The organism is Kitasatospora sp. NPDC051170 (genome assembly GCF_044455705.1).
Lineage (GTDB): Bacteria > Actinomycetota > Actinomycetes > Streptomycetales > Streptomycetaceae > Kitasatospora.
Map to the genome: position 1 here is coordinate 573808 of NZ_JBITFA010000002.1, position 13182 is coordinate 586989.

The following is a 13182-nucleotide window of genomic DNA, read 5'->3' on the forward strand; positions in this document are numbered from 1 at the left end:
CGGTAACCGGTCAACCCCCGTGCTCCGGCCACCAGCGAGGACCACACCTCCTAACCCTCAGTCATCACCGCAGGTGCCCACGGGCATCCGCGACTTCCGCTGGAGAGACCGAAGTTGAGCGCGACCGGATGGATCAGAGAGCGGTTCACCGGACCGACCCCGGGCACCGCCGCGGGAACGACCGGCACCTGGCCGAGGACGGCGCTCGCGCTGCCCTTCATCGGCATGGCGCTGATCGTCGCCCTCGACTACCTCAGCGGCACCGAGGTGACCGTCGAACCGGCCCTCACCGCCGTCCCCGCGCTGGCCGCCGTGGTCAGCCGCCGCACCTGGTACCCGCTCGCCATCGGCCTGTGCACCGAGGCCGTGGCCTTCCTGATGGCCTTCCGCAGCGACGCGCTCGGCCAGTCCGTGCACGCCGCCAGCGTCTTCGCGGTCCTGCTCGTCGCCGCGATCGGCTGGGTCAGCGCCACCCTGAGGCTGCGCCAGGAACGGGCGCTCGCCGACGCCCAGCTCGTCGCCTCCATCGCCCGCCGCGTCCTGCTGCGGCCCGTCCCCGAGCGGGTCGGCACCGTGCGGGCCGCCGTCCACTACGAGGCCGCCGCCGCGCACGCCCGCATCGGCGGGGACCTGTACGAGGTCGTCAACACCCGGCACGGGGTGCGGGCCGTGGTCGGTGACGTGCGCGGCAAGGGACTCGGCGCGGTGGAGACCGCCGCCGCCGTCCTCGGCGCCTTCCGCGAGGCCGCCCACCAGGAGGCGGCCCTGGACCGCGTCGCCGGCTGGCTGGCCGTCAGCCTCGACCGGGCCCTGCACGAGAACGACCACCCCGGCGTGGAGGAGGAGTTCGTCACCCTGGTCCTGATCGGCGTCGGCCCCGACGGCACCGCCGAGCTCGTCAACTGCGGCCACCCCTCGCCGCTGCTGCTGCGCGGCGGCGACGTCCAGACCCTCGAACTCGACGAGACCGTACCGCCGTTGGGCGTCCTCGACCCGGCCGACGTGCGCCCGCCGGTGCACCGGGTGGCGCTGCGCGGCGGCGACCGGGTGCTGCTGTTCACCGACGGCGTGATCGAGGCCCGCGACCGCGCCGGCACCTTCTACCCGCTCGCCGAACGCCTCCCGCGTTGCGCGGCCGGCCACCCGGCGGACGTCCTGGAGCGCCTCCACGAGGACGTGGTGCGCCACGTCGGCCGCCAGCTCGGCGACGACGCGGCGATGCTGCTCCTGCAGTACGAGCCCCCGGGCGGCACGGGCCTGCCCCACCAGGTCGGCCTGTCGGCCCACCAGAGCCAGAGCCGGAACCAGAGCCAGAGCCAGAGCCAGAGCCAGAGCCAGAGCCAGAGCCAGAGCCAGAGCCGGAACGAGAGCCGGAACGAGAGCCGGAACGAGAAGCCCGGGGCTAGAGGCTGACCTCCACCAGCAGCGGCCGGTGGTCCGAGACCGCCGCGCGCGGCGCCGCCGCCGGGCCCACCGCCGTGCGCGGCACGCCCACGGCCAGCACGTGGTCGAACTGGACCGCCGGCCGGTGCGAGGGGTAGGTCGGCGTGCGCGCCAGGTCGTACCAGCCCTGCAGCCGGGCGCGCGGCTCGCGCACCCGGCGCCGGCGCGGCCCGGCGGCCACCCGGGCCCGCCGGGCCGTGCGCAGCCGGCGCACCTGCGCCCGGGGGGCGGAGCGCTCCAGCGCCGTCGCCCCGCCCATCACCGTGCGGGGCACGGCGCCGATCAGGTTGAAGTCCCCCAGCACCAGGTACGGCTGCGGCAGGTCGGCGATCCAGCGGCGGATGCCGGCCAGCTGCGCCATGTTCCAGCCGGGGACGAAGGACAGGTGCGCCGCGACCACGGTGAACGGGCCGCGCTCGCCCTCCAGCACCGCCGCCAGGGCCGCCCGGGGCTCGTCCGGCACGGGGGTCAGTCCGCGCCGCCCGGCCACCCGCAGCGGCAGCCCGAAGGGGGCGGGGGCGAAGCGCCGGGCCCGCCAGTGGTGCACCGGGAGCCTGGTCAGCAGCGCGGTGCCGTACGAGGGCGGGGCGCCGTCGCCGGTCTCGCCCGGCCCGTAGACCCGCAGGCCACCGGGCGCGGAGGGCTCGGGCAGCCAGCCGGCCACCGGGGCGGGGCGCCCGTGCAGGGCGGCGGCGAACCGCCAGTCGGCGGCGCCCATCGCCGCGGCGGCCACGGCCGCCTGGTCGGCGCCGCCCGAGCGCGCCTGGTGGCGGTCCACCTCCTGCAGGGCCAGCACGTCGGCGTCCAGCGCGGCGACCGCCTCGGCCAGCGGGGCGCCCGGATCGGCCGGGTAGGGCCGCGGGGCACCGTCCGGGGCGAGGGGCTGACCGTGCAGCAGGTTGAAGGTGGCGATGCGCAGCTGGCTCATCCGGACGACGGTACCCGCTCGCCGGGGGAGGGGGGCGCGGCTTGAGGCGGCAGGGCATACCGGGTATACATACTGAGTATGTCCATCCGCCACGGTCTGCTCGCCCTGCTCGACCAGGGCCCCCGCTACGGCTACCAGCTGCGCGTCGAATTCGAGGCGCGCACCGGCGCCACCTGGCCACTCAACGTCGGGCAGGTCTACACCACCCTCGCCCGGCTGGAGCGCGACGGCCTCGTCGAACCCGCGGGGGAGGACGAGGAGGGGCACCAGTTCTACGCCGTCACCGACGCCGGCCGCGCCGAACTGCGGGCCTGGTTCGACACCCCGGTGCCCCGCACCAGCCCGCCGCGCGACGAACTGGCGATCAAGCTCGCCATGGCCGTCACCGTCCCCGGCGTCGACGTCTCCGCCGTCGTCCAGGGCCAGCGCCGCCACAGCATCAAGGCCCTGCAGGACTACACCCGGCTCAAGGGCCGGGCCCTGGCCACCGAACCCGCGGACGGGCCCACCGCCGGCAACGACCTCGCCTGGCTGCTCGTCCTCGACCAGCTGATCTTCCAGACCGAGGCCGAGATCCGCTGGCTCGACCACTGCGAGACCCGGCTCGCCAAGCAGGCGGAACTGCGCCAGGCCCGCGCCGCCCAGGCCGCCCGCGACGGAGTCGCCGCCGCCCCGCCCGCCAAGGGCCTGCGCCGCACCCGCCGCTAGGGCCTCTCCATCGGCTCTTGCCGAAAGAGAGGGCCCAGGGCCCTTGAGGCCCGCCCCGGAACCACCGGGCTCGGCCCGACCCGAGCCCACACCCAGCAACGAGGGGGGAATCGTGTCCCACGATCCACACGGCCGGCCCGAGCCGGTGCTGCACCTGGAGAACGTCACCCGCGTCCACGGTCAGGGCGCCGCCCAGGTCCACGCCCTGCGCGGAGTCGACCTCAAGGTCCACCCCGGCGAGTTCGTCGCCGTCATGGGCCCGTCCGGCTCCGGCAAGTCCACCCTGCTCACCCTCGCCGGAGGACTCGACAGCCCCAGCGAGGGGCAGGTCCTCGTCGAGGGCGTCGCCCTCGGCGGCCTCAACCGCAAGCGGCTCGCCCAGGTCCGCCGCCGCTCCATCGGCTACGTCTTCCAGGACTACAACCTCATCCCGGCGCTGACCGCCGCCGAGAACATCTCCCTGCCCCTCGAACTCGACGGCGTCTCCAGCCGCGCCGCCCGCCGCGAGGCCCTCGCCGCGCTCACCGAACTCGGCATCCACGAGCTGGCCGACCGCTTCCCCGACGACATGTCCGGCGGCCAGCAGCAGCGCGTCGCCATCGCCCGCGCCCTCATCGGCGACCGCCGCCTCGTCCTGGCCGACGAGCCCACCGGCGCCCTGGACTCCACCACCGGCGAGTCCGTCCTCGCCGTGCTGCGCGCCCGCTGCGACGCCGGCGCCGCCGCCATGATGGTCACCCACGAGGCCCGGCACGCCGCCTGGGCCGACCGCGTCGTCTTCCTGCGCGACGGCAGGATGGTCGACGAGTCCGTCAGCCAGGACGCCGCCAGCCTCCTCGTCACGGCCGCCGCCAACAGCAAGCAGGTGGACGAGTGAAGCTCGGAGCCTGGCGGGTCGCGCTGCGCATCGCCCGACGGGACGCCCTGCGCTCCAAGGGCCGCAGCGCCCTCGTCATCGCCATGATCGCCCTGCCCGTCCTCGGCGTCACCGGCGCCGACGTCTTCTACCGCAGCGGCGAACTCACGCCCACCGAACACGTCGCGCGCGTCATCGGGCAGGCCGACGCCGAGTTGCGCGTGGCCGGGCGCGGACAGCTCGTCCTCCAGGCCCCCGACCCGGACAACGGCATGACGATGCCCGCCGCCGGCCGCGACACCCAGGGCGGGAACGCCGAGCGGACCCCCGCCCAGAAGCGCAGCCAGGAGACCGAACCCGCCGACCTGGTACGCCAGTTGCTCCCGGCCGGAACCGTTTTCGTCCCCGAGCCGGCCGGAAGCTACGGCGCCGCCCGGAGCGCCGAGGGGCTGCTCACCACCCGCACCTCCGAGAAGGACCTCACCGACCCCGTCTGGACGGGCGTCGTCTCCCTCCTCGACGGCCGGGCCCCCGCCGCCCCCGACCAGGTCGCCGTCACCAGCGCCTTCCTCAAGCGCTCGGGCCTCAAGCTCGGCGGCACCACCGGCATGCAGGGCCTGGACTCCAGGACCTTCACCATCACCGCCGTCGTCGAGTACCCCGGCGAACTCGGCGCCACCGAGATCATCGCCCGCCCCGGCGCCCTGCTCACCCCCCTCGCCCAGGCGTCCTCCGGCACGGGCCGCAAGGCGGACGGGGTCACCGCCCCGGGCACCGTCGACAAGTGGCTCGTCAAACTCCCCGGCGGCGCCTCCCTCGACTGGAACAAGGTCCTCGAGCTCAACTCGTACGGGTTCGCGGCCACCTCCCGGGCCGTCCTGCTCGACCCGCCCGCCCGCGCCGACGTGCCCTTCTACGTCGAGGCCGACCGGCGCGGCGGCGACGACCGGCCCTCCTTCTTCAACCGCACCTCCGTCGTCATCCTCGGCACCGTCGTCGGCATGGCCCTGCTGGAGATCGTCCTCCTCGCGGGCCCCGCCTTCGCCGTCGGCGCCAGGAGGTCCCGGCGGCAGCTCGGCCTGCTCGCCGCCGCCGGCGGTGAACGGGCCAACGTGCGGGCCGTCGTCCTCGGCGGCGGCATCGTCCTCGGCCTCACCGGCGCCGCCGTCGGCATCGCCGTCGCCCTCGGCCTGACCGCCGCGTTCCGGACCGCCGCCGAGGAACGCGCCGGATCCCGCTTCGGCCACTTCAACGTCCAGCCGATCGACCTGGTCGGCATCCTGGCGGTCGGCCTCGTCACCGGGCTGCTCGCCGCCGTCGTCCCCGCCGTCCAGGCGTCCCGCCAGGAGGTCGTCTCCGCGCTCACCAGCCGGGACTCCGTCAAGCCGCCGAGCCGCCGCCTCGCCGTCCTCGGCCTGCTCATGCTCGGCGGCGGCGCGGCCGCGGCCCTGCTCGGCGCGACCAGCAAGTCCGCCAACCGCAGCCTCACCGTCATCGGCGGCTCGGCCCTCGCCGAACTCGGCATGGTCGTCCTCACGCCGTTCCTCGTCGGCCTCTTCGGCCGGCTCGGCCGCTGGCTGCCGCTGGGCCCCCGCCTCGCCCTGCGCGACTCCGTACGCCACCGCGGCCGCACCGCGCCCGCCGTCGCCGCCGTCATGGCCGCCGTCGCGGGCTCCGTCGCCGTCGGCATCTACATCGCCAGCTTCGAGGAGCAGTACCGCCTCGACTACACGGCCGCCGGCCCGTCCAACGCCGTCATGCTCGGCGCCGCCTGGACCCCCGACACCAACCGCCAGATGCTCCCGCAGCTGCGCGAGGCCGTCGAGCGGAACATCCCCGACCTGGGCCCGCGCGCCGACGTCCAGCGGGTCAACTACAAGGGCGACTGCTCCGGCAACGGTTCCTGCGGCTACATCATGGTCGTCAAGCCCAAGGACAAGCGCTGCCCCGCCCAGGACCTGGCGGACTCCGCCCAGCCCGGCGAGTACATCCGCGTCCTGGAGAGCGACCCGCGCTGCCGGGAGGACGAACGCCGAGGCAGCCGCTTCGGCGACCTCACCGCCGGCGACGCCACCCTCCTGCACAACCTCTACGGCGTCACCGACCCGGCCGCCGGGCAGGCCCTCGCCGCCGGCAAGGCCGTCGTCTTCGACCCCGGCTACCTCGACAAGGAGGGCAAGGTCACCCTGCGCCTCGGCGAACCCGTGGAGCCGACCGCCGGCCTCAGCGGCGCCAAGCGGCCCGCCCCCACCGACGTGCTCGTCGACGCCGTCCTCGCCCCGGCCGTGGTCCCCGCCCACCGCCAGGCCGTCATCACCCCCGAGACCGCCACCAGGCTCGGCCTCACCACCAGCCAGGCCGGCTCCGTCTGGCTGCCCGGCGCCGCCCCCAGCGACGGCGCCGAACAGAAGGCCGCCGGCGCGCTCGGCCGGTACACCGACTACAACCAGCTGGACATCGAACGCGGCTACCGCAGCAAGGGCGACCTCATCAGCATCGGCCTCAGCGCCTTCGCCGCCCTCGTCGCCCTCGGCGCCGCCGGCATCGCCACCGGACTGGCCGCCGCCGACTCCCAGCGCGACCTCACCACCCTCGCCGCCATCGGCGCCGAACCGCGCATCCGGCGCTCCCTGTCCGGCTTCCAGTGCGGGGTCATCGCCGCCATGGGCACCGCGCTCGGCGTCGTCTGCGGCGTCGTACCCGCCGTCGCCCTGCGCAAGCTCAACTCGAGCGGCTACCCCGGCATGAGCACGCAGGAGCTCGCCAACCAGACCCTGATCGCCGTCCCCTGGACCAACATCCTGGTCACCGTCCTCGCGCTGCCGCTGCTCGCGGCCGGCCTCGCGGCGCTGCTCACCCGCTCGCGGATCACCCTGCTGCGCCGCTCCGGCTGAGGCCCGCGCGCCGCCGCGTCACCCCCGTCACGGCCTCCCGCCGTGGCGGGGGTGACGGACGTTACAGGCGGGAGCGGGCCCGCCGGGCGCAGGGCCGGGGCGGGCACCCGCACGGGCGAACTACAGTCGTCGTCATGACGAGAACCCCGGACAGCGCCGTCCGCGCCCACATCGCCGAGCACCGGGCCGCCTTCCTCGCCGACCTGTGCGAGTGGCTGGCCATCCCCTCCGTCTCCGCCGACCCCGAGCGCGCTGGCGACGTGCGCCGCTCCGCCGAGTGGCTCGCCGCCAAGCTGCGCGACACCGGCTTCCCGGTCGCCGAGGTGTGGGAGACGGACGGCCTGCCGGCCGTGTTCGCCGAGTGGCCCTCCGGGGACCCGTCCGCGCCGACCGTCCTGGTCTACGGCCACCACGACGTGCAGCCCGCCGCCGAGGAGGACGGCTGGGCCACCGAGCCGTTCACCCCGACCTTCGTGGAGGAGCGCCTCCACGCCCGCGGCGCCGCCGACGACAAGGGCCAGGTGTTCTTCCACACCCTCGGCGTGCGCGCCCACCTCGCCGCCACCGGCCGCACCGCGCCCGCCGTCAACCTCAAGCTGCTCGTCGAGGGCGAGGAGGAGTCCGGCTCCCCGCACTTCGCCGACCTGGTGCGCCGCGAGGCCGGGCGGCTCGCCGCCGACGTCGTGATCATCTCCGACACCGGCATGTGGGCCGAGGACACCCCCACCGTCTGCACCGGCATGCGCGGCCTCGCCGACGCCCAGATCGACCTGTACGGGCCGGACACCGACATCCACTCCGGCTCCTTCGGCGGCGCCGTCCCCAACCCTGCGGCCGTCGCGGCCGAACTCGCCGCGGGCCTGCACGACGCCGACCGCAAGGTCGCCGTCCCCGGCTTCTACGACGGCGTCGTCGAACTCACCGACCGCGAGCGCGAACTCTTCGCCGAACTGCCCTTCGACGAGGAGCGGTGGCTGCGCGTCGCCAAGTCGTACGGCCTGCGCGGCGAGGCGGGCTACTCCACTCTGGAGCGGATCTGGGCCCGGCCCACCGCCGAGGTCAACGGCATCTGGGGCGGCTACACCGGGCCCGGCGGCAAGACCATCGTCCCGTCCTCCGCCCACCTCAAGCTCTCCTTCCGGCTCGTCGCCGGACAGGAGGTCGAGAAGGTCCGCGAGGCCGTGCGCACCTGGGTCGCCGAGCGGGTGCCCGAGGGCATCCGCCACGAGATCACCTTCCCCGGCGCCACCCGGCCCTGCCTGACCCCGCTCGACCACCCGGCGCTGCGCTCCACCGTCCGCTCGATGGAGCGGGCCTTCCAGCAGCGGGTGCTGTTCACCCGCGAGGGCGGCTCCGGCCCCGCCGCCGACCTGCAGGACGTGCTCGGCGCCCCCGTGCTCTTCCTCGGCATCTCGGTGCCCTCGGACGGCTGGCACTCGGTGGACGAGAAGATCGACCTGGGCCTGCTCGCCAAGGGCGTGGAGACCGCCGCGTACCTGTGGGGCGACCTCGCCGAGAACTTCCGGCCGGGCGCGTGACGCGCCCCGCCAGCCAGATCACTCATCCGGATGACTCATCACATGGGGATGGAACGACGTGAGCACCGTGCCTGAGACCGATCGCACCCCACACCTGGCCCTGGCCCGGGCCGGGGTGGACCGGGCGGCCGAGCACCGCTTCGACGAGCCCTGGCTGGCCGCCGCCTGGAGCCACCCGACGACCCGGGTGCTGCCGATCGCCGGCGGCGAGGCGTTCGTCGTCGACACCGCGCAGGGCACCGAACTCGTCCTGATGCCCTCCTTCGAGGCGCCGCAGGGCGGGGACCGGTACTTCCTGGGCACCGACGAGGACGGCGTCTCCTACTTCGCGCTCGCCGGGGAGACCCTGCCCGGGCGCCTGGACGGCGACGCCCGCCCCGCCGGGCTGCGCGAGGTCGGCGCGATGCTGTCCGACCGCGACGCCGGGCTGCTGGTCCACGCCGTCGCCCTGGAGCACTGGCACCGGCTGCACAGCTTCTGCTCGCGCTGCGGCCACCCCACCGAGAAGGCCGGCGCCGGGCACGTGCGGCGCTGCACCTCCTGCGCGGCCGAGCACTACCCGCGCACCGACCCGGCGGTGATCATGGTGATCACCGACGAGGAGGACCGCTGCCTGCTCGGCCGCCAGGCCCTGTGGCCGGAGGGCCGCTGGTCCACCCTCGCCGGCTTCGTCGAGCCGGGGGAGTCCATCGAGCAGGCCGTGCGCCGTGAGGTGCACGAGGAGGCGGGCGTGGCCGTGGGCGAGGTGCGCTACGTGGCCAGCCAGCCCTGGCCGTTCCCGTCCAGCCTGATGCTCGGCTTCAGCGGGCGCGCCCTGCCGGACGGCACGGGGATCACCGTGGACGGCGAGGAGCTGGCCGAGGCGCGCTGGTTCTCCCGGGAGGAGCTGCGCGCGGGGATGGAGGCGGGGGAGATCCTGCCGCCCTCCGGCATCTCGATCGCCCGCCACCTCGTCGAGCTCTGGTACGGGGAACCTCTTCCTGCGGCGGCCCGCTGGTAATCCTGTACGAATTCCGCGGGCGGTTTCCGCCGATCCCGTGGAGAGGGGGCGTGCGATTCATATCGCGCGCCCCCTTTTTTCATTCCCACCCCTGCGCGAAACCATCACCCCCTGAGGTTCGTGGCCGGACGGGCCAGTTGTGCTACCCCAGGACACCCTTGGGCCCCGCCCGTCAACCCGCCCGGACGACATTGCCGGAAACGGCTGAAAACGCCTCACCGCGATCGCTACATTCACTCGGGTGACGATTCCGAGGGGCACCGCCCAATCCCCCAAATACCAGCGCCTCGCCGCAGACCTGCGCCGCCGGATCGCCGAAGGCGAATTCACCACCGACGCAGCCCTGCCCGTCGAGAGCGAACTCGAGCGCCAGTACGGCGTCGCCCGCAACACCGTCCGCCTCGCCGTCGACGTCCTCGTCAACGAAGGCCGCCTCGTGCGCCTCCAGGGCAAGGGCACCTACCTGCGCGAACACCCCGTCCTCGACCACCGCGCCTACGGCCCCACCCTCACCCCGGCCCCGCGCGACACCCTCGCCGCGCCCTCCGCCGTCTACCTCGGCGAAGCCGCAGACGCCGGACGCGACCTCGGCACCGACTTCGAGATGACCATCGTCCGCGCCCGCGTCGACATCGCCGAACGCCTCGGGCTGCGCCCCGGCGAGGCCATCGTCGTGCGGCGCCAGCTGCGCCTGCTCGACCGCGAGCCGTACTCCATCGAGGAGAGCCACTACCGCGCCGGGCTCGCCGCCGGCACCCCGCTCATGGAACCCGACCCCGTCGACGGCGGCGACGAGGCCGTCCTCGCCGCCCTCGGCCGCACCGAGATCGGCGCCGTCGACCACCTCGTCGCCCGGATGCCCGGCCCCGAGGAGGCCCAGTGGTTCCAGGGCGGCCCCGGCGTCCCCCTCGTCGTCCAGACCCGCGTCACCTACGACCGGCGCGGGCCCGTGCGCGTCATCGAGACCCGCTACTCCGCCGACCGCTGCCGGCTCGTCTACGGCGTCGGCGACCTCGGCGCCCGCACCAGCCTGCCCGCCCCCGCCGCGCCCGTCGACCCCGCGCGGGCCGACGCGCCCTGACCACGCGCCGGCCCGCGGCGTCCGGCCGCTCAGGCGGCCAGGGCCTTCTTCACCTGGATCAGGCTCGGGTTCGTCATCACGACCCGCTCGCCACCGCTCTGCGGCGTCACCAGCACCGTCGGGACCGTCTGGTTGCCGTCGTTCACCGACTCCACGAAATTCGCGGACTCGGGGTCCTGCTCGATGTTGATCTCGGTGTAGGCGATGCCTTCACGGTCCAGCTGGCTCTTGAGACGGTTGCAGTACCCACACCAGGTCGTGCTGTACATCGTCACGGCGGCGGACATCGAGGGACTCCTTGTCGTTCGAATCGGGTCGTACGGTCTCACAGCCGCAACACCCACCGGAGGGCGGGCATTCCGGCCGCACCGACCGACGAGCGGAAGCGATCATCCTCCGATCACACCGGGCCTGTGGACAACCCCGCCCGCGTTGTCCCACCGGACTGAGAGGATGGAACGCATGCAGGAAGACCTCTTGAGCGGCAGCCCGTACGACGCCCCCCACGGCTGGGCCGACCCCGGCGCCGCCACCGGCCCCGACGCCGTCCTCGCCGGGCTCGACCCCGAACAGCGCGCCGTCGCCACCTCCCTGCACGGCCCCGTCTGCGTCCTCGCGGGCGCCGGCACCGGCAAGACCCGCGCCATCACCCACCGCATCGCGTATGGCGTGCGCAGCGGCGTCTACCAGCCCGCCCAGGTCCTCGCCGTCACCTTCACCGCCCGCGCCGCCGGCGAGATGCGCGGCCGGCTGCGCCAGCTCGGCGCCGAAGGCGTCCAGGCCCGCACCTTCCACGCCGCCGCCCTGCGCCAGCTCCAGTACTTCTGGCCCCGTGCCGTCGGCGGCCCCGTCCCCCAGCTCCTCGAACGCAAGGTCCAGCTCGTCGCCGAATCCGCCGGCCGCTGCGGCCTGCGCGTCCAGCGCACCGAACTGCGCGACCTCACCGCCGAGATCGAATGGGCCAAGGTCACCCAGATCGGCCCCGACGACTACCCGAGCGCCGTCGCGAAGATCGGCCGCGACACCCCCCGCGACCCCGCCGAGACCGCCCAGGTCTACCGCGTCTACGAGGAGACCAAGAGCCGCCGCGGCGCCATCGACTTCGAGGACGTCCTGCTGCTCACCGCCGCCATCCTCGAGGACCGCCCCGACATCGCCGACCAGGTCCGCTCCCAGTACCGGCACTTCACCGTCGACGAGTACCAGGACGTCTCCCCGCTCCAGCAGCGCCTCCTCGACCAGTGGACCGGCCCCGGAGGCGGCGCCAGCCTCTGCGTCGTCGGCGACGCCAGCCAGACCATCTACTCCTTCACCGGCGCCACCCCCGACTACCTCCTCAACTTCCGCACCCGCCACCCCGAGGCCACCGTCGTCAAACTGGTGCGCGACTACCGCTCCACCCCCCAGGTCGTCCACCTCGCCAACGCACTCCTCTCCCAGGCCCGCGGCGAGGCCGCCCGCCACCGCCTCGAACTCGTCTCCCAGCGCGAAGCCGGCCCCGAACCCGTCTACACCGAGTACGAGGACGAACCCACCGAGGCCGAGAGCACCGCCCGCCGCATCAAGGACCTCCTCGCCACCGGCGTGCGCGCCAGCGAGATCGCCGTCCTCTTCCGCACCAACGGCCAGTCCGAGGTCTACGAACAGGCCCTCGCCGACCTCGGCGTCCCCTACCAGCTCAAGGGCGCCGAACGGTTCTTCGAACGCCCCGAGGTCCGCGACGCCGGCATCCTGCTGCGCGGCGCCGCCCGCGCCGCCGAGGACCCGCTCACCGAGGGCGCCCCCGACCTCGCCGGACAGGTCCGCGCCGTCCTCGCCACCCGCGGCTTCACCCCCGAACCCCCCGCCGGCTCCGGAGCCGTCCGCGACCGCTGGGAATCCCTCGCCGCCCTCGTCCGCCTCGCCGAGGAGTTCCAGCGCACCCGCGCCGCCTCCGGACAGGGCGCCGACCTCGCCGCCTACGTCGCCGAACTCGACGCCCGCGCCGCCGCCCAGCACGCCCCCGCCGTCGAAGGCGTCACCCTCGCCTCCCTGCACGCCGCCAAGGGCCTCGAATGGGACGCCGTCTACCTCGTCGGCCTCACCGAGGGCACCCTGCCGATCATCTACGCCAAGACCGACGAACAGATCGAGGAGGAACGCCGCCTCCTCTACGTCGGCGTCACCCGCGCCCGCAAGCACCTCTCGCTGTCCTGGGCCCTGTCCCGCTCCCCGGGCGGGCGCGCCTCCCGCAAGCCCAGCCGCTTCATGGACGGTCTGCGCCCCGGCTCCTCCGCACCCGGCGCGCGCACCGGCGGGCGCGCGGGCAGGGGGAGCGCCGAGACCGGCGAGCGCTCCGCCGCCCGACGGGCCCGCGGGCCGGTCAAGTGCCGGGTCTGCGACCGCGTCCTGACCGAGGCGGTCGAACGCAAGCTGCGCCGCTGTGAGGACTGCCCGTCCACCATGGACGAGGGGCTGTACGAGCGGCTGCGCGAATGGCGGGCCGGGCAGGCGAAGGGCCAGGGCGTCCCCGCCTACGTGGTGTTCACCGACGCGACGCTCATGGCGATCGCCGAGGACGTGCCCTCCAGCACCCGCGAACTGGCCCAGATCTCGGGGGTGGGCGCCATGAAGCTGGACAAGTACGGGGCCTCCGTGCTCTCGTTGTGTGCGGGGGAGGAGCCCGAGGAGGCACCGGACGACGTCGAGGACGGCGAGCCGGGCGATCCGGCGTGAGCCGGTCCGGGCGCGGTCG

Annotated in this window: 10 protein-coding genes; 8 read left to right on the forward strand and 2 right to left on the reverse strand. The window is 74.6% G+C overall.

The features are described 5' to 3' along the window. Window positions 1–114: 114 nt before the first annotated feature. On the forward strand, window positions 115–1413 hold the full coding sequence (locus ACIBCA_RS06160) for a PP2C family protein-serine/threonine phosphatase (protein WP_396281625.1): 1299 nt from the start codon (window positions 115–117) through the stop codon (window positions 1411–1413). Here ACIBCA_RS06160 and ACIBCA_RS06165 read toward each other — a convergent pair. Further along, window positions 1403–2371 (reverse strand): endonuclease/exonuclease/phosphatase family protein, encoded by a 969-nt coding sequence (locus tag ACIBCA_RS06165; protein ID WP_396281626.1) that lies wholly within the window; start codon window positions 2369–2371, stop codon window positions 1403–1405. The genes ACIBCA_RS06160 and ACIBCA_RS06165 overlap by 11 nt on opposite strands. Before the next feature lie 78 nt (window positions 2372–2449). On the opposite strand from ACIBCA_RS06165, the gene ACIBCA_RS06170 reads away from it, so the two are divergent. From ACIBCA_RS06170 to ACIBCA_RS06195, 6 genes are all read left to right on the forward strand, one after another. Next, window positions 2450–3079 carry a PadR family transcriptional regulator gene (locus tag ACIBCA_RS06170; protein WP_396281627.1) on the forward strand — a complete coding sequence of 210 codons (630 nt, stop codon included), beginning with the start codon at window positions 2450–2452 and terminating at the stop codon, window positions 3077–3079. 112 nt (window positions 3080–3191) lie between these two features. Then, window positions 3192–3956 carry an ABC transporter ATP-binding protein gene (locus ACIBCA_RS06175; protein WP_396281628.1) on the forward strand — a complete coding sequence of 255 codons (765 nt, stop codon included), beginning with the start codon at window positions 3192–3194 and terminating at the stop codon, window positions 3954–3956. Continuing rightward, window positions 3953–6829: an ABC transporter permease gene (locus ACIBCA_RS06180; RefSeq protein WP_396281629.1), complete on the forward strand. Its 2877-nt coding sequence runs from the start codon at window positions 3953–3955 to the stop codon at window positions 6827–6829. The genes ACIBCA_RS06175 and ACIBCA_RS06180 overlap by 4 nt, the downstream gene beginning before the upstream one ends. 134 nt (window positions 6830–6963) lie before the next feature. After that, on the forward strand, window positions 6964–8367 hold the full coding sequence (locus tag ACIBCA_RS06185) for a dipeptidase (protein WP_396281630.1): 1404 nt from the start codon (window positions 6964–6966) through the stop codon (window positions 8365–8367). Between the two features lie 58 nt (window positions 8368–8425). After that, a complete protein-coding gene (nudC, locus tag ACIBCA_RS06190) occupies window positions 8426–9367 on the forward strand; it encodes an NAD(+) diphosphatase (RefSeq protein ID WP_396281631.1) in 942 nt (313 codons plus the stop codon). A gap of 241 nt (window positions 9368–9608) precedes the next feature. Continuing rightward, on the forward strand, window positions 9609–10448 hold the full coding sequence (locus tag ACIBCA_RS06195; protein ID WP_396281632.1) for a GntR family transcriptional regulator: 840 nt from the start codon (window positions 9609–9611) through the stop codon (window positions 10446–10448). Between the two features lie 29 nt (window positions 10449–10477). Here ACIBCA_RS06195 and ACIBCA_RS06200 read toward each other — a convergent pair whose 3' ends face one another. Next, on the reverse strand, window positions 10478–10735 hold the full coding sequence (locus ACIBCA_RS06200; RefSeq protein WP_396281633.1) for a mycoredoxin: 258 nt from the start codon (window positions 10733–10735) through the stop codon (window positions 10478–10480). Between the two features lie 166 nt (window positions 10736–10901). On the opposite strand from ACIBCA_RS06200, the gene ACIBCA_RS06205 reads away from it, so the two are divergent. Further along, the gene (locus ACIBCA_RS06205; protein ID WP_396281634.1) at window positions 10902–13163 is read left to right on the forward strand and encodes an ATP-dependent DNA helicase UvrD2; all 2262 of its coding nucleotides are present in this window, start codon (window positions 10902–10904) and stop codon (window positions 13161–13163) included. Window positions 13164–13182: the final 19 nt, after the last annotated feature.

Coding starts and splice junctions, on each gene's coding strand:
- ACIBCA_RS06165 (WP_396281626.1), bottom strand. CDS start 2,371: ATGAGCCAGCTGCGCATCGCCACCTTCAACCTGCTGCACGGTCAGCCC.
- ACIBCA_RS06170 (WP_396281627.1), top strand. CDS start 2,450: ATGTCCATCCGCCACGGTCTGCTCGCCCTGCTCGACCAGGGCCCCCGC.
- ACIBCA_RS06185 (WP_396281630.1), top strand. CDS start 6,964: ATGACGAGAACCCCGGACAGCGCCGTCCGCGCCCACATCGCCGAGCAC.
- ACIBCA_RS06200 (WP_396281633.1), bottom strand. CDS start 10,735: ATGTCCGCCGCCGTGACGATGTACAGCACGACCTGGTGTGGGTACTGC.
- ACIBCA_RS06205 (WP_396281634.1), top strand. CDS start 10,902: ATGGAACGCATGCAGGAAGACCTCTTGAGCGGCAGCCCGTACGACGCC.